This is a genomic window from Chloroflexota bacterium (assembly GCA_040902225.1).
Taxonomy (GTDB): Bacteria; Chloroflexota; Limnocylindria; order QHBO01; family QHBO01; genus CF-167.
In genome coordinates, this window is sequence record JBBDXT010000002.1 from 67,634 (window position 1) to 82,557 (window position 14,924).

16 protein-coding genes are annotated in these 14,924 nt (G+C 67.3%); 10 read left to right on the forward strand and 6 right to left on the reverse strand.

What is annotated here, in order from left to right; genetic code table 11:
- Positions 1-2 precede the first annotated feature (2 nt).
- Positions 3-833, reverse strand: a complete 831-nt coding sequence (locus tag WEB29_00360; GenBank protein ID MEX2135395.1) for an SDR family oxidoreductase — start codon at positions 831-833, stop codon at positions 3-5.
- 361 nt (positions 834-1,194) lie between these two features.
- Between WEB29_00360 and WEB29_00365 the strand changes: the two genes are divergently transcribed.
- The 5 genes from WEB29_00365 (at position 1,195) to WEB29_00385 (ending at position 5,936) form a co-directional block, all read left to right on the forward strand.
- On the forward strand, positions 1,195-2,067 hold the full coding sequence (locus WEB29_00365; protein ID MEX2135396.1) for a branched-chain amino acid ABC transporter permease: 873 nt from the start codon (positions 1,195-1,197) through the stop codon (positions 2,065-2,067).
- Between the two features lie 4 nt (positions 2,068-2,071).
- A complete protein-coding gene (locus WEB29_00370) occupies positions 2,072-3,022 on the forward strand; it encodes a branched-chain amino acid ABC transporter permease (protein ID MEX2135397.1) in 951 nt (316 codons plus the stop codon).
- Positions 3,012-3,806 carry an ATP-binding cassette domain-containing protein gene (locus WEB29_00375; GenBank protein ID MEX2135398.1) on the forward strand — a complete coding sequence of 265 codons (795 nt, stop codon included), beginning with the start codon at positions 3,012-3,014 and terminating at the stop codon, positions 3,804-3,806. The genes WEB29_00370 and WEB29_00375 overlap by 11 nt, the downstream gene beginning before the upstream one ends.
- Entirely contained in the window at positions 3,799-4,515 is a 717-nt protein-coding gene (locus WEB29_00380; protein MEX2135399.1) for an ABC transporter ATP-binding protein, read from the forward strand. Before WEB29_00375 ends, WEB29_00380 begins: the two co-directional genes overlap by 8 nt.
- Before the next feature lie 83 nt (positions 4,516-4,598).
- Positions 4,599-5,936 carry an ABC transporter substrate-binding protein gene (locus tag WEB29_00385; protein MEX2135400.1) on the forward strand — a complete coding sequence of 446 codons (1,338 nt, stop codon included), beginning with the start codon at positions 4,599-4,601 and terminating at the stop codon, positions 5,934-5,936.
- 68 nt (positions 5,937-6,004) lie between these two features.
- Here the strand turns inward: WEB29_00385 and WEB29_00390 are convergent, their stop codons facing one another.
- Positions 6,005-7,156, reverse strand: coding sequence for an acyl-CoA dehydrogenase family protein (locus tag WEB29_00390; protein MEX2135401.1), 1,152 nt, complete (start codon positions 7,154-7,156; stop codon positions 6,005-6,007).
- Between the two features lie 124 nt (positions 7,157-7,280).
- Here WEB29_00390 and WEB29_00395 point away from each other — a divergent pair, with 124 nt between their 5' ends.
- From WEB29_00395 to WEB29_00415, 5 genes are read left to right on the forward strand one after another with little or no spacing between them, the layout of a single operon-like run.
- On the forward strand, positions 7,281-8,438 hold the full coding sequence (locus WEB29_00395; GenBank protein MEX2135402.1) for an ABC transporter ATP-binding protein: 1,158 nt from the start codon (positions 7,281-7,283) through the stop codon (positions 8,436-8,438).
- Positions 8,431-9,678 carry a spermidine/putrescine ABC transporter substrate-binding protein gene (locus WEB29_00400; protein MEX2135403.1) on the forward strand — a complete coding sequence of 416 codons (1,248 nt, stop codon included), beginning with the start codon at positions 8,431-8,433 and terminating at the stop codon, positions 9,676-9,678. The genes WEB29_00395 and WEB29_00400 overlap by 8 nt, the downstream gene beginning before the upstream one ends.
- 28 nt (positions 9,679-9,706) lie before the next feature.
- Entirely contained in the window at positions 9,707-10,555 is an 849-nt protein-coding gene (locus WEB29_00405) for an ABC transporter permease (protein MEX2135404.1), read from the forward strand.
- Between the two features lie 7 nt (positions 10,556-10,562).
- Positions 10,563-11,423: an ABC transporter permease gene (locus tag WEB29_00410; protein ID MEX2135405.1), complete on the forward strand. Its 861-nt coding sequence runs from the start codon at positions 10,563-10,565 to the stop codon at positions 11,421-11,423.
- Positions 11,420-12,763, forward strand: coding sequence for an aminotransferase class III-fold pyridoxal phosphate-dependent enzyme (locus WEB29_00415; GenBank protein MEX2135406.1), 1,344 nt, complete (start codon positions 11,420-11,422; stop codon positions 12,761-12,763). Before WEB29_00410 ends, WEB29_00415 begins: the two co-directional genes overlap by 4 nt.
- Here WEB29_00415 and WEB29_00420 read toward each other — a convergent pair.
- From WEB29_00420 to WEB29_00435, 4 genes are read right to left on the reverse strand one after another with little or no spacing between them, the layout of a single operon-like run.
- Positions 12,760-13,266 (reverse strand): flavin reductase family protein, encoded by a 507-nt coding sequence (locus WEB29_00420; GenBank protein ID MEX2135407.1) that lies wholly within the window; start codon positions 13,264-13,266, stop codon positions 12,760-12,762. The genes WEB29_00415 and WEB29_00420 overlap by 4 nt on opposite strands.
- 4 nt (positions 13,267-13,270) lie before the next feature.
- Entirely contained in the window at positions 13,271-13,564 is a 294-nt protein-coding gene (locus WEB29_00425; protein MEX2135408.1) for a hypothetical protein, read from the reverse strand.
- Positions 13,555-13,932 (reverse strand): hypothetical protein, encoded by a 378-nt coding sequence (locus WEB29_00430; protein MEX2135409.1) that lies wholly within the window; start codon positions 13,930-13,932, stop codon positions 13,555-13,557. Before WEB29_00430 ends, WEB29_00425 begins: the two co-directional genes overlap by 10 nt.
- A gap of 28 nt (positions 13,933-13,960) precedes the next feature.
- Entirely contained in the window at positions 13,961-14,884 is a 924-nt protein-coding gene (locus WEB29_00435) for an LLM class flavin-dependent oxidoreductase (protein ID MEX2135410.1), read from the reverse strand.
- Between the last annotated feature and the right edge of the window lie 40 nt (positions 14,885-14,924).

Sequence of the window (14,924 nt, forward strand, 5' to 3'; positions counted from 1 at the left end):
TGTTACTGCGTGGCGGTCAGCCCGCCATCGATGCCCAGGATCTGCCCCGTCACGAAGGCCGAGGCATCCGAGCAGAAGAAGATCGCCGCCCCTACCAGATCATCCGTGCCGCCAACGCGGCCGAGCGGAATGCGCTTCACGATGTTGGCCTTGAACTCCGGATCGCCGAGCAGCATGGCGACCTGGGGGGTGTCGACGAAGGTCGGCGAGATGGCGTTCACGGTGATCCCGTGCTTCGCCCATTCGGTCGCCCATTGCCGCGTGAGAGAGCTGATGGCGCCCTTGGCCGCGACGTACGCGGAGTAGCCGGCGTTGATGCCCAGCGCGGCACGCACCGAGCTGATGTTCAACACCCGACCGCCGTGCCCGGCCGCGATCATGGCCCTGACCGCGGCCTGCGTTGGCACCAGGGTGCTGCGGACGTTCAGGTCGTAGATCCAGTCCCACGCCTCGGCCGGGTACTGCTCTGCGTCGAAGAGCACCTTGCCGGCGCCGCCGCCCACGGCGTTCACGACGATGTCCACGCGGCCAAGCTGGTCCAGCACATGAGCCACCATCCGATTCGACTCGCCCGCGTTGGTCACGTCGGCCGCAAGCGCGAGGCAGGTCCCACCCTGCGCCCGAATCGGCGCCGCTGCCTCCTCCAGCCGCTCGCGCGAGCGGCCGACCACGGCGACCTGCGCCCCGGCGGCAGCGAGGGCCGCTGCGATGGCTGAGCCGATGGCTCCCCCGCCCCCCGGAATGAGGGCTACCCGCCCGTCGAGGCGAAAGGCGTCCAGCGGGTTCACAGCCTCTGGGTCACGGCGCTGCAGGGGCCAGAGCGGCGGGCCCATGGCTTATCATCGATTATCGAGGATAGGGATTGTCCTTTATCCAGTCAACTCGAATCCGTCCCCTGGTCGACGGGCCGTTCAGCCCCCGTGCCGGTGACGAAGAGCACGGGATTTCGGAGTCTTGACTGGCCTAACAGGAGCGCCTATCGTCGATCGACAATCGATTATCGAGGACCCGAGCTGCCCCCGTCCCGAGCCAGTCGGGTCGATAGCCCGCAGCGTGGAGAGATGTCCTGTGCCGAGGCCGACACCCATCGGGATGGGGAGAGAGCAGGACGCTGGACGAACGACGACGAAACGTCCGTACGTGTGCACACCTAATGGCGTGACGCCACCCCGCCCCAGGCAAGGGTGACGGCTGATGGACTTCGTGATCCAGGCCCTGATCATCGGCGTCACCGAGCACGCACCGCTCGTGCTGGCGGCGATCGGCTTCGCGCTGCTCTACCGCCTCACCGGCCTTATCAACGTGGCGTATTCCGAGACGATCACGCTTGGCGCGTACTTCGGCGTGTGGGCCAACACGACCTTCGGCCTCGACTTCTTCACCGTCCTGGTGCCCGCGGGACTGATGGCCGGCCTCGTCAGCGTCGCGACATACCTGCTCATCTTCCGGGTGGCGAAGCAGCGCAAAGTGGGCGTGCTGGAGATGATCATCATCTCCTTCGGGCTGTCGATCTTCCTGCGGCATGGGCTGCAATTCGTCTTCGGCTACCCGGTGCGCTTCTTCGACGTACCGCCACCCGAGACCATCCGGATCCTCGGCGTGGGGGTGTCATCGTTCCGCCTCCTCGCCTTCGCCAGCCTCGTCGTGCTGGCACTGGCGATCTACTGGTTCATCCAGCGATCCCGCTACGGCCTCCAGATCCGCGCGCTTGCCAGCGACGAAGAGCTGGCGCAGGTGAGCGGGATTCGGCCGCTCGCCGTCACCACCCTCATCTGGTTCATCGCCGGCTTCGCCGGCGGGCTGGCGGGCGCGTTCTACGGCGTCGCGTCGTCCGTCGCGCCACTCCTCGGCTGGCGGCAGTTCCTCTTCGTCCTGCTCGTCGTCCTGGTCGGCGGCACCTGGGGGCTGCGCGGGGTCATTGCCGTGGGCGTGGCAACCGGCGTGGCGCTGGCCGCCATGTCGCTGCAGTTCGGCCAGGTGCTGTACGCCCAGCTGGCCCTGATCGTCGCCTTCCTGGTGATCCTGAAGTGGCGCGGGCGCCGGCTCACCGAGACGGCGAAGGTGTAATGACATGACCCTCGACTGGCTCGACGCGTTCCTCATCTCTGGCCTGTTCGAGGTCGTGATGGTGATCGGTCTCGGGCTGCTGCTCCATCTCGAGCTCGGATTGGCGCGGATCGCCAACTTCGGTGTCGTCGGCTTCTGGGGCGTGGGGATGTACGCCTTCGGCGTGCTCTACGTGCAGGTGGACTGGCCATTCGGCGATCCGCTGCAGTTCCTGGTCTGCGCGGCCATCGCGACGATCGTCGCGGGGCTCTGCGGCCTCCTGGTCGGATGGCTGATCGCCGACCTCGACACCGACGGGGTGCTGGTCGGGACGCTCGGGTTCGCCGCAGCCGTGCTCATCCTGGCGACCACGCAGCAGGACCTCACCGGCGGCGCGCTGGGAATGGGCGGTCTTCGGTTCCCCTACGACATCGGCAGCGTCAAGGCCAACGAGCTGCTGTGGCTGGTCATCACCGCCGTCGTGGTCGTCGCGATCCTCGTCTTCGTGTGGCGGGTGCACCGCTCGCCGTACGGGCGCCTGCTAATCGCGGTCGGCAGCAACGAGCCGCTGGCGCGCAGCCTGGGGAAGCCGACCTACCGCGCAAAGGTCTGGCTGTTCGCCATCGCGTCGGCCGGGATGGGGCTGCTCGGCGCCATGTACGGGGTAAATGTGCGCTTCCTGGAGATCTCCAACCTCGGCGTGGATATCACCCTCGCCGCCATGGTGGGGCTGGTGCTGGGAGGCACACTGCGGGTTTGGGGGGCAGTCGTCGGGGTGGTTCTCAGCGTGGGCCTGTTCGACATCGTGATCCAGTCGTACATCCCCTTCCCCCGCGAGTGGTACACGCAGGCCATCCCCGTTCTTAGGGAGGCCGTATTTGGAGCCACCCTGATCGGCGTCCTGCTGTTCCGGCCGCTGGGCGTGCTCGGCGACATGCGGCGCGACAGGTTGATGAGGAAGATCCATGGTCGCTGACGTGGTTTCGGCCGGCGCGGTCACCCGTCCCCAGATCCGGATCCGGGGCGCCGTCAAGAGCTTCTCCGGTCGGGTCGTGGTCGACGTCGACGATCTCGTCCTGGGCGACCAGCCCATCGAGGGGCTCATCGGTCCGAACGGCGCCGGCAAGACGACCCTGATGCGCATGGTCATGCACTCGATCCCGCTCGACCGCGGCACGGTATCTCTCGTCACGAGCGGAGGCGCGGAGGTGGTGCTCTCGGAACTGCCGGCCTATCGGATGGCGCACCACGGCGTGGTCAAAAGCAACCAGGTCATCATGGACTTCGACAAGCTGACCATCTGGGATTCACTCCTGCTGGCAGTCACCGAGGAGTCGTACGAGCGGCCGCATCGCATCTTCAGCGAGCGGGTCGCATTCGCCCGCCACGAGGAGGATATGCGCAGGCTCCTGGACTACTTCGGGTTCACCGACGCCACGAGCTTCGCGAGGTCGGCAGGCCAGAAGAAGCTGCTGGACATCGTCCGCTGCCTGCTCCTCAGGCCCACGTTCCTGCTGCTCGACGAGCCGACGGCCGGCCTTCCCGAGGAGCTCACGGAGAAGGTGATGACCATCATCAGGGAGCTTGCCGCCGGCGGAACCGCGGTGATCATCGTGGAGCACGACCTCAACGTCATCTGGAACCTCTGCGACGAGGTCGCCTTCATGGCCGAGGGCAGCGTCATCTTGAAGGGCGACCCGCAGACCATTCGCGAGCACCGCACCGTCGTCGAGAAGTACCTCGGAGAGGGCCATGTCTGAGACGACCGGACCGATGGCTCTCGAGGCAGAGGGCCTGCGCAGCGGCTATGACGCGGTCACTGTTCTGAAGAGCCTCGATCTCACCGTCCGGAACGAGATCTTCGCCGTGCTCGGGGCCAACGGCGCAGGGAAGACCACGCTGCTGGCGACCCTGGCCCGCCTCATCCCGCTCATGGCGGGCACGATCCGCTTCCTGGGCGAGGATGTGTCCACGCTGCCGCCCTACGAGACGGCCAGCCGCGGCATGGGCTACGTGCCGCAGGAGAATGGCACCTTCCCGGACCTCACCGTCCTCGAGAACCTGAGCGTGGGCGGCATGATCGGCGAACGCTCGCGCGACGACCGGATGGCCGAGGTGTTCGAGCTGTTCCCCGACCTCCGGACCAAGCAGGCGCAGACGGCCGGGACCCTCAGCGGCGGCGAGTCGCGTATGGTGGCCTGCGGGCGGGCCCTCATGCAGGATCCGCGGCTCCTGCTCCTCGACGAGCCCACCGCGGGACTGTCCCCACTCTACGTCGACATGTTCTTCGAGAAAATCAGGGAGATCCACCAGACCCGCGGGGTCGCCATCATCCTGGCCGAGCAGAACGCCACGAAGGCGCTTGAGGTCGCGGACCGGGTGATGGTGCTGACCCTTGGCAAGGCGTACGCAGTGATGGACGCCGCAGACCTGACCACGGAGCAGCTCAAGGAGGCATACCGCATCTGATGACCCACCCATTGGCGCAGGACACAGGAGGAGGAACAGTGATTATCCGTAGCATCAGGCAGGGGCGAATAGTGGCCGTCCTCATGGCGCTCGCCCTCCTCGCCGCCGCGTGCGGCACCGGCACCTCGCCCGGGGCGTCGGCCGATGGCTCGACCGCGCCGGCGCCGTCGGTGTCGGACGAGCCGGTTGCGGTCTGCGAGCTGGCCTACTACACGGGCGAGTTCGGGGCCTTCGGCACGTCGCTCACGGAGGACGTGGTCTTCCCGGTCGAAGAGGTGATCAACCTCGACCCGCCCCTGGGCCGCTCGTGGGAGCTCTTCCACGAAGACCTCGGGACGGTCGGGGAGGCCCAGGCGGCACGTACCTGCCTCGAGCAGCACGGTGCCGAGATCGTTGTGAGCATGGCCCACGGCTACAGGACCTACCGCGACTTCATGATGGAGTGGTGGGAGGAGAATGACTCGCCACTTGTGCCGTCGGTCCACGGCGGCGCTGTCCCCGGTAACCTCGGAGGCAAGGCCGCAGAGCCGATCTTCCGGGCACAGGGCCTCGACGAGGCGCTGGGCATGTCCGGCATCCTGTACGCGGAGGAGATCGGGGCCGAGTCGGTCGTGGTCTTCGCCACCCAGGTCGAGGGCTTCCAATTGGCGGCGAACGCCGCCGAGAACGCCGCAGAGGCGGTGGGCATCGAGGTGCTCGCGCGCATCGACGTCCCTGCCGAGCAGCCCTCCTACGGGGCCGAGGCCCAGCGCATCGCCGCCCTGGCACCGGACGCCGTTATCGTCCAGGCCGGATCAGTAGAGTCTGCTTCGCTCATCAAGCAGGCGGCCGAGGCCGGCCTGTCGCTTAACTGGATCGGTGAGACCGGCTGGATCCAGACGGAGTTCATGAATACGCTGGGCGCCGCCGCGATCGCCTCGCAGGAGGCGATCGGCTTCGCGGCCTTCTCGTACAACGACACCACCCCGGCCTGGGAGTTCTTCTCCGAGCTGTGGGAGAGCACGGCCCACACCGCGCCAGAGGACGCGGACCCGACGGGCCTGTACCACTTCTCGACGTACGACCTCCTCATCCAGACGGCACTCGCCGTCGAGTACGGGGGCTCGTACCTGGCAAGTGACTGGGCGCCGGCGATGCACGAGGTCGGCGAGGCACCGGGAGAGGTGTGCTACACGTACGCCGATTGCCTGGCCCTCATCCGCGACGGCGAGGACATCGACTACGAGGGCATCACCGGCACCGGCACGTACACCGATGGCGGCGTGAACCACGTCGTCCAGGCGTACACCCCGTTCAATACGGACGGAACAGCCGGCACGCCCGTGATCCTCGATGCCGAGCGTGCGCTCGAGATCATCGAGCAGATCGCTGTTACGGCGGAGTGCACGCCCGAAGATCCACCCAACGAGTGTGAGTGGTAGCGGGCGAGAGCCCATCTGACGCGTTCACGTCGAAGGTGGTCGGACCTCCGGGTCCGGCCACCTTTCTGTCACATCGCGCGCACGCCGAGCAGGTTGCGGGCGATGACCATGCGCTGGATCTCGCTGGTTCCTTCGCCGATCTCGGTCAGCTTCGCGTCGCGCAGATAGCGCTCGACCCGATACTCGGTGATGTAGCCGTAGCCGCCGTGCACCTGCACGGCGTCGTTGGTCACCTGGCGCGCCACCTCGCTGGCGAAGAGCTTGGCCATGGCGGCCTCGGTCGAGTAGGGCTCGCCGCTGTCCTTCAGCCAGGCGGCGCGGTAGACCATCAGGCGCGCCGCGTCGATCTGGGTCGCCATGTCGGCGATCTTGAAGGCGATCCCCTGGAACGAGGCGATCGGCCGGCCGAACTGCTGCCGTTCCCTGGCGTACGCGGAGGCGGCCTCGTACGCGGCCTGGGCGAGGCCAAGGGCCATGGCGGCGATCCCGATTCGGCCCCCATCGAGGGTCTTCAGGAAGAGCCGATCCCCGTCGCCCTCCTCTCCCAGCAGGTTCTCGGCGGGGATCCGGCACTCGTCGAACAGCAGCTCGCCGGTGTTGCTCGCATGGAGGCCCATCTTCTCCTCCATGCGACCGATCGAGAAGCCCGGCGTGCCCGCCTCGACGATGAAGGCGCTGATCTTGCCGGAGTCCGCATTCCGATCCGTGACAGCGGTGACGATGTAGATCTCCGCCACTCCGGCATTGGTGATGAAGCGCTTGCTTCCGGTCAGCACCCAGCTGTCGCCATCGCGATGTGCCCGCGTCCGCGTCCCGCGCGAGTCCGAGCCGGCTCCCGCCTCGGTCAGCCCGTAGGCGCCCAGCTTGGCGCCACTTGCCAGCGGGCGCAAAAAGTGCTCCTTCTGCTCCGGCGTGCCGGCGGTGAATATTGGTGCGCAGCCGAGGCTGGTGTGCGCGCTGACGATGATCCCCACACTGCCGGACACGCGCGACAGCTCCTCGATGGTGATCGCGTAGGCCAGCGAGTCGAGCCCCGTGCCGCCGACCTCCTCGGGGTAGGGCACGCCGAGCAGCCCGAGTCCCGCTGCCTTGCGGATGATCTCGCTGGGGAACTCGCCCGCGCGCTCCATCTCATCGGCCACGGGAGCGATCTCGCGCTCGGCGAAGTCGCGAACGGTGCGCCGAATCTCGACATGCGGCGCTGAGAGGGCAAAGTCCATCGGTCGGGCGAGTCTAGCAGCCCGGCTCGTTGACACCGCCGCGCGGCACGGTCCTATACTCCGGTCTTGCCCGCAGGGCCACCTTCCCCGATCAGGATCCCGATATTCACACGAGGGACCCCGGTTGCCGCAGAGCGTCGACGTTCGGCTCGACCACATCACGAAGCGCTTCCACGAGGTCGTGGCGGTGGACGACCTGTCGCTGGAGGTCGTTCGGGGCGAGTTCTTCTCGCTGCTCGGCCCATCCGGCTGCGGCAAGACGACCACCCTGCGCATGATCGGCGGCTTCGAGGAGGCGACCTCCGGCACCATCTACCTCGGCGACGCCGATGTCACGGGCCTGCCGCCATTCAAGCGCGACGTGAACACGGTCTTCCAGAACTACGCGCTCTTCCCGCATCTGTCCGTCTTCGAGAACGTCGCGTTCGGACTCCGCCGGCGGAAGGTGGCCGCCAGCGAGATCGCAAACCAGGTCGGCGCGATGCTGGAGCTGGTCGAGCTGCCCGGCTACGAGGCTCGCAAGCCATCCCAGCTCTCGGGCGGGCAGCAGCAGCGGGTCGCGCTCGCGCGCGCGCTCATCAACCGCCCGCGCGTCCTGCTCCTCGATGAGCCGCTCGGCGCGCTCGACCTGAAGCTGCGCAAGCAGATGCAGCTCGAGCTGAAGCGGATCCAGACCGAGGTCGGGATCACCTTCATCTACGTCACCCATGACCAGGAAGAGGCGATGACCATGTCCGACCGGATCGCGGTCATGCGCGTCGGCCGGATCGAGCAGCTCGGCAACCCCGAGCAGCTGTACGAGCGGCCGCGCACCGCCTTCGTGGCCGGCTTCCTGGGCGTCTCGAACCTCCTCGAGGGCGACGTCGCCGGCGCCGACGGCTCGCTCGTGACCATCAAGCTTCGCGACGGGACGCTGCTGAGGGCCCCCGGCGAAGGCGTGCCGACCAGCGGACCGGTACGGCTCGGCGTCAGACCGGAGAAGCTGCGCGTCGATGCTCGCGCCGACGCCGGTGCCAGCAACGGCCTGAACGTGCTGAGCGGGACCGTCCTCGATGCCAGCTACATCGGGGTGAGCACCCAGTATCTCGTGCAGACGGCCGAGGGGCATCGGCTGACGGTGTATGCCCAGAACCTCGACACCGCGGGGGCCGGCGAACTGCTGGCCGGCGGCCAGCGGGTCCAAATGACCTGGAAGCCACAGCACACGTTCGTGATCAGCGGCCCGGCTGAGCATGTCGCCGGCGATCCGCACACGTCCGAAGAAGGAGAGACCGATGAGTGACCAGGAGCCCCGGAGTCAGATCGAGCTGACGATCGACAACCTGATGCGGAGGGACCTGATCAGCCGTCGGACCTTCATGCGCCGCGCCGGGCGAGGTGGTTTGGCGTTCGGCGCCGCGCTCACGCTGCCATCCCTTCTGGCTGCCTGCGCCACGCCGGGCTCGTCCGTCTCGAACAAGCTCGCCTGGCTCAACTGGGAGTTCTATATCGACGAGACCGAGGATGGCTCAAGCCACCCGAGCCTCGACGCATTCACCACGGAAACGGGGATTGAGGTCGAGTACGACGTTGGTCTGCTCGACAACGCCGATTTCCTGGCCAAGTATTCGCCAGACCTGCGCGCGGGCAACGCCACCGGGTGGGACATCATGTCGCCCGGCAGCTGGGTCGTGGAGCGCATGGCCCGCAATGGGTGGCTGGAGGAGCTCGATCACTCCAAGCTGCCCAACTGGACGGAGAACTGCGCGGACTACGCCAAGGGCCTGTGGGCCGACCCGGAAAACAAGTACAGCGTCTGGTGGCAGGGCGGGATCACCGGCATCGCCTACGACCCGGAGCTGACCGAGCGCGAGATCACCACCTTCGACGACCTGCTGGATCCGGCGTTCTCGGGGCGAGTCGGCGGCTTCAGTGACATGCGCGACATGTTCGGTCTGGCGCTCCTCTCGCTGGGCATCGAGCCGGCCAATGCGACCGTCGATGACGTGAAGAAGGCCCAGGAGAGGCTCCTCTCAGTGGAGAAGGGCCACTTCCGAGGCTGGTATGGCAACGAGTATTACGAACCACTGGCCGCCGGGGATCTGGCCATCAGCGTCGCCTGGTCGGGCGACATCAGCCAGATGAACTTCTACGACAACGACAAGGTGAAGTTCATCGTTCCCGACAGCGGCGGGATGCGCTGGAACGACAACCTCGTGATCCCCAAGGGTGCCGCCAACATCGAGGGTGCACACAAGCTGATCGACTACTACTACGGCATGGATGCTGCGGCCATGTTGTCGGAGTGGGTCGGCTACTTCTCTCCGGTGGCGGGAATCGAGGAGCGGGTCCTGGAAGACGCCGAGGCCGCCAGGGCGGACGACCCGGAGTGGGCCGACACGCTGACGGCGATCGCACCCACCCTGGTCCCGACTGAGGACCAGATCGCGGGGACCTACGTCGACAAGCAGCTGACCGAGGAAGAAGAGACCGAGTGGAACGACCTCTTTGAGGTTGTGCTCACGAACCTGGCCCCCGCGTAGTCCATCGCTGATAACGCCGGGGCGTTCGGTGCGCCGCGGGCTCGCGCCACTCTTCCTGCTCCTCCCCGGCGGAGGCTGGCTGGTCGTTTTCTTCGCCGTGCCGATGGCGCTCATGCTGGCCGTCTCGCTGCAGACCGGGACATTCGACACTGGCTACAAGCTGACCTGGAACTTCGGGATCTATCCTGAGGTCATTGCCCAGTACTGGGAGCTCTACTTCCGCTCGGCAACCTTCGCCCTGATCACTACCGCGCTGACCCTGGCCATCGGCTACCCGGTGGCGTACACCATCGCATTCCGGGGAGGACGCTTCAAGAACGCCCTCCTGCTGCTGGTGGTGCTGCCTTTCTTCGTGAGTTTCGTGATCCGCACCCTGAATTGGCGAATGATCCTGTCCGATAACGGCCTGGTGCTCGGCTTCCTCAAGGACCTGGGCCTGCTCCCGCCCGAGTACCACTTCCTTGCGACGCCGGAGGCGGTGATCCTGGGCCTGACCTACAACTTCCTGCCGTTCATGATTCTGCCTCTGTACGTTGCCCTCGAGAAGATTGACCGGCGCCTGATCGAAGCTGCCACCGACCTGTACGCCAGCCGCGCCCAGGCCTTCTGGCGGGTCACGTTCGTCCTGTCGCTGCCAGGAGTGGTGGCGGGATCGTTGCTGACCTTCATCCCCACGGTGGGTGACTTCATCACGGCCGAAGTGATCGGGTCCGGCAACCCCCAGGTCTTCATGGTCGGCAACATCATCCAGCGCAAGTTCCTCGACAGCCTCGACTACCCCGCTGCGGCGGCGCTGGCCTTCGTGCTGGTGGTGGCGGTGATGGGACTGGTGACGGTGTACACGAGGCTGCTCGGCAGCGACCGCCTGACCGGATGACAGGCACATGACGTCCGACGTTCGCTCGCACAGCACTCCATCCGTGCGTTCTCGCCTGGGGAACCTGGCGCTTCCCGCCTTCACCGGGCTGCTGTTCCTCTTCCTCTTCGCCCCGATCGCGGTGATGATCGTCTTCAGCTTCAACGATCCGGGTGGACGCCAGAACATCACCTGGCAGGGTTTCACCCTCCGGAACTACGTCGACCTGTGGGGCCGTTCGGTCATCACCAGCGCCATAACTGTCAGCCTCGCAGTGGCCGCCATCTCGACCCTCGTTGCGACCACCTTCGGCACCATGATCGGCCTGGCGCTGACGCGCCATGCATTTCGTGGCAAGTGGCTGTTGAATCTGCTCATCTTCATCCCGATGACTGCACCGGAGATCATCCTTGGAGCCTCGCTGCTGACACTCTGGGTCAGCCTGGGCACCGAGCGCGGTTTTTGGACCATCCTCGCCGCCCACGTCATGTTCAACATCAGCTTCGTGGTCGTCACCGTGCGGGCACGCCTGGCCGGCATGAACCAATCCCTCGAGGAGGCTGGGATGGACCTCTACGCCGACAGCTGGACGACGTTCTGGAAGGTCACATTCCCGCTCATCTTCCCAGGCATCCTCTCGGCTGCGCTGCTCGCCTTCGCGCTGTCGATCGACGACTACGTGATCACCGTCTTCTCATCCGGCCGCACCGTGACCTTCCCGCTATGGGTCTACGGCGCAAGCCGGTTCGGGATCCCTCCGGAGGTCAACGTGCTCGGCACGCTCATCCTCCTTATCGCGCTGGTGTTCATCGCCGTCCAGGTCTGGAGTCAGCGTAGCGCCGGCCGCTCGACAGAACCGGCGACGCCGGTCACGATCGCGATGCGATGACGCAACCGACCGGCGGACGGACCATCGACGAGCGGGTTGACGACAGCGCCGTTTGGCTAGCTCGCCGCGCCGGCGTGCCGCCGGTCTGGGCCCGTTACACCGACCTGGTGGTCGAGCGCGGCATCGGCTCGTGGATCGAGACGATCGACGGCGAGCGGTACCTCGACTACACCTGCGGGATCGGGGTCACCAACACCGGCCACGCGCACCCACGGGTTGCCGCAGCGATCGCCGAGCAGGCCGGCAGGATCATCCACGCCCAGCAGAACATCCTGTATCACAAGCCCGGCCTCGAGCTTCATGCGCGCCTGCCGCGCACCTTCCCCGGGCTCCGTGACGGGGAGGAGGCAGGGCTCTTCCTCTCGAACTCGGGGGCCGAGGCGATAGAGGCGTCCGTCAAGCTGGCCAAGTACTCCACGCGGCGGCCCGCCATCATCGCTTTCCGAGGTGGGTTCCACGGCCGCACCCACGGCGCGATGGCGCTGACCAGCTCCGGGGTCAAGTACCGCGGCCACTTCGAGCCGCTGCTCGGCGGCGTGCACTTCGCGCCCTACCCGTACGTGCTGCGCAACCCGACCGGTCGCGACGCCGACGCAGCGGTGGCATTCAGCCTGGCCGGCATCGAGGAGCTCTTCGCGACCGTCGTCTACCCCGATGACGTGGCCGCCTTCCTGGTCGAGCCGATCCTGGGCGAGGGCGGCTACGTGCTCCCGCCGGATGGCTTCCTGCCCGCGCTGCGTGAGGTCGCCGATCGGCACGGCATCCTGCTGATCGCCGACGAGGTGCAGTCCGGCATGGGACGCAGCGGCAGGATGTGGGCGACCGATTGGTACGATGCACGCCCGGATATCGTAGTGATCGCCAAGGGAATCGCCTCGGGGATGCCGCTCTCCGGCATCATGGCCCGCCGCGAGCTGCTCGACCGGCTGGGGCCCGGCTCCCACGGCGGAACCTACGGCGGCAACGCGGTCGCCTGCGCCGCGGCCGTGGCCACGCTCGACGTGATCGAGTCGGAGGGGCTGCTCGCCAACGCGGCGCGACAGGGAGAGCGTCTGCTGGCCGGGCTCCGCGAGGTGGCCGAAGGACACAGCTGCGTCGCCGAGGTGCGAGGGCGAGGGCTGATGATCGGGATCGAGCTTGCGCAGGGCCCGCAGCTGACACCTCGCCCGGACCTGGCCAAGGGCATCCTGCACGAGGCCTTCGATCGCAAACTGCTCCTGCTCAGCTGCGGCACCCACGGCCAGGTGGTGCGCGTCATCCCGCCGCTGGTCACGACCGATGACGAGGTCGAGACCGCGATCGGCGTAATCTCCGAGGCGCTGGCAGCGGTCCGCGCCTAGCCCTCGACCGGTTCCGGCGCCAATCGGCGGTAGCGCGAGCCGAACCAGAGAAGCGGCTCGCCGCTCTCCTCGTAGCCGGCGGCCACGATCTCGCCGATGAAGATGGTGTGCGTGCCGGCGGCATGCGATTCGTGCAGCCGGCAATCGAAGAAGGCGATGGCGCCGTCCAGGATCGGTGAGCCGGTCTCCGCCTCATGCCACGGCGCGTCACAGAAGCGCTGCAGCTTTCCGGCCGTGGTGGGCAGGGCGAAGCAATCCGCGATCGAGCGCTGATCCTCTCCGAGGACGCTGACCGCGAACGAGTGGCTGCCCACCATGGCGACGTGCGTCTCGCTTCCCCGGTTGATGCTGACCATCAGCAGCGGCGGGTCGAGGCTGATCGAGGCGATCGCATTCGCCGTCATCCCGGCCAGCAATGGCCCATGCCGCGCGGCGACCACCGTCACGCCGGTTGCGAAGCGGCCCATCATCGCCCGCAGCCAGAGGCCGCGATCGTCGTCCATCGGCTCAGCGGTAGCGCTCCAGCCGCTCGACGATGGCATTGGCGACCGCCCAGTCCTCCTCGGTCGGCTGCTGGCCACGGTGCAGGTGGACCAGCGGAACCGTGTTCCACGAGGGACCGTCGACCTGCGGGATGTGGGTCGCCAGGTCGCCTCGATCCAGGACCGCCACGATCGTCGCTCCCCGCTCGCCTCCACGCTCGATGGCCAGCTCGAGCGAACTCGCGAACTCCTCGGGCGGGCCGAACTCCTGGCCGATGCGCATGGCGATCAGGCCGGAGGTGGGAGGGGTCAGAGCCATCCCAGCGTCCGAAGCAGCCAGCCGAAGAACGTGACGCTGCCGAGCAGGGCGAAGCCGAGCGCGGCGATCACCAGCCCAAAGCCGATGGCGTTGGCCCACGCGGGCACGTTCGAGGGTGCGGAGCCGATCGAGCCCTGCGACAGCCAGATGGCCAGCGCATCGCCGTCGACCCGCATCTCGACGTCGCTGTCGAGCGGCACGATGATCACCCGCTCTCGCTCGGGACTCCCCGCTTCCACGGTGACCAGCGCTCGTGGCTGCTCGCCTTCGCGGACCAGCACGGCGTGGTTGCCGACCGCATTGGTCAAGGGCTCAGCCTCGAGACGCCCGTTCGGGCCGAGGGGAAACGGGGCCTGCGTACCCTCCATGCACCGAGCATACCGCCCCGTGGCAGATCTAGGCGCGGAGCTCCTTCAGCATCGGTGCGAGCCCGGCGATCGTCTCCGCGTTGATGGGGTCGAGAACCAGCTGGACATGCGCAACGCCCTCGGCCTCGAATTCGCGCAGGGTCGCCGCCAGGGTGGCTGGATCGCTCGGGATCGGCCTGACATCGGGCTCCTTCAGGTCGCCCAGCGACCTGCCTTTCGCACCCGGGAAGCCCACCAGCAGCGCCAGCGTGCGCTCAACCTCAGCGGGCTCGCGGCCGGCCGCCCGGCATGCCGCGTCGATCTTCTCGCGCAGCGGCCGGTAGCCCTCCACGCTGTTGCCGAACCAGGTGAACCAGGCGTTCCAGGCCTGGGCCCAGGGGAGCGTGATGGCCAGCATCCGCTCGCCCATCGAGCCGACCAGGAGCGGCGGCCCCTCACCATGCGCGTGGCGCGGCCCGCGCGGCAGCAGCTCGCAGTCCTGCAGGTCGTAGTAGGTGCCGTGGAAGTCGCAGCGCCCGTCTACGAGGAGCGTGCGAATGATCGTGAAAGCCTCCTCGAAGCGGCTGACCCGATGGTCGAACGGGAAGCCATAGGCCAGGTATTCAGTCTCGTTCCAGCCGGCGCCGAGGCCGAGGATCAGCCTTCCGCCGGAGATCTCGTCCACGGTGGCGGCATGCTTGGCGAGCATGGCAGGGTTATGGAAGCTGGCCGCCGCCACCAACGGCCCGATCTGCACCCGTTCCGTCACCGCGGCGATGCCGGCGAGGGTGGTCCAGGCCTCCCACGGTCCCCGCGGCGGCAGCCCGTCACCCCGATACAGCAGGTGATCGCCCACCCAGATCGAGTCGAGGCCGATCTCATCGGCCGTGCGAGCCATCTCGCGCAGATGCGGCCACCGGGCCACCCATTCGACCTCCGGCAGTTGGACTCCCACCTTCATGCGCTCGGTCATGGGGGCCATTGTGCCGGGTCCACTCCGGTAAGCGCGCCGT

What these genes read in the sequence shown, in the direction of transcription:
- WEB29_00360 (MEX2135395.1), bottom strand. Translation starts at nt 833, where the DNA reads ATGGGCCCGCCGCTCTGGCCCCTGCAGCGCCGTGACCCAGAGGCTGTG.
- WEB29_00365 (MEX2135396.1), top strand. Translation starts at nt 1,195, where the DNA reads ATGGACTTCGTGATCCAGGCCCTGATCATCGGCGTCACCGAGCACGCA.
- WEB29_00370 (MEX2135397.1), top strand. Translation starts at nt 2,072, where the DNA reads ATGACCCTCGACTGGCTCGACGCGTTCCTCATCTCTGGCCTGTTCGAG.
- WEB29_00375 (MEX2135398.1), top strand. Translation starts at nt 3,012, where the DNA reads ATGGTCGCTGACGTGGTTTCGGCCGGCGCGGTCACCCGTCCCCAGATC.
- WEB29_00380 (MEX2135399.1), top strand. Translation starts at nt 3,799, where the DNA reads ATGTCTGAGACGACCGGACCGATGGCTCTCGAGGCAGAGGGCCTGCGC.
- WEB29_00385 (MEX2135400.1), top strand. Translation starts at nt 4,599, where the DNA reads ATGGCGCTCGCCCTCCTCGCCGCCGCGTGCGGCACCGGCACCTCGCCC.
- WEB29_00390 (MEX2135401.1), bottom strand. Translation starts at nt 7,156, where the DNA reads ATGGACTTTGCCCTCTCAGCGCCGCATGTCGAGATTCGGCGCACCGTT.
- WEB29_00400 (MEX2135403.1), top strand. Translation starts at nt 8,431, where the DNA reads ATGAGTGACCAGGAGCCCCGGAGTCAGATCGAGCTGACGATCGACAAC.
- WEB29_00410 (MEX2135405.1), top strand. Translation starts at nt 10,563, where the DNA reads ATGACGTCCGACGTTCGCTCGCACAGCACTCCATCCGTGCGTTCTCGC.
- WEB29_00415 (MEX2135406.1), top strand. Translation starts at nt 11,420, where the DNA reads ATGACGCAACCGACCGGCGGACGGACCATCGACGAGCGGGTTGACGAC.
- WEB29_00420 (MEX2135407.1), bottom strand. Translation starts at nt 13,266, where the DNA reads ATGGACGACGATCGCGGCCTCTGGCTGCGGGCGATGATGGGCCGCTTC.
- WEB29_00425 (MEX2135408.1), bottom strand. Translation starts at nt 13,564, where the DNA reads ATGGCTCTGACCCCTCCCACCTCCGGCCTGATCGCCATGCGCATCGGC.
- WEB29_00430 (MEX2135409.1), bottom strand. Translation starts at nt 13,932, where the DNA reads ATGGAGGGTACGCAGGCCCCGTTTCCCCTCGGCCCGAACGGGCGTCTC.
- WEB29_00435 (MEX2135410.1), bottom strand. Translation starts at nt 14,884, where the DNA reads ATGACCGAGCGCATGAAGGTGGGAGTCCAACTGCCGGAGGTCGAATGG.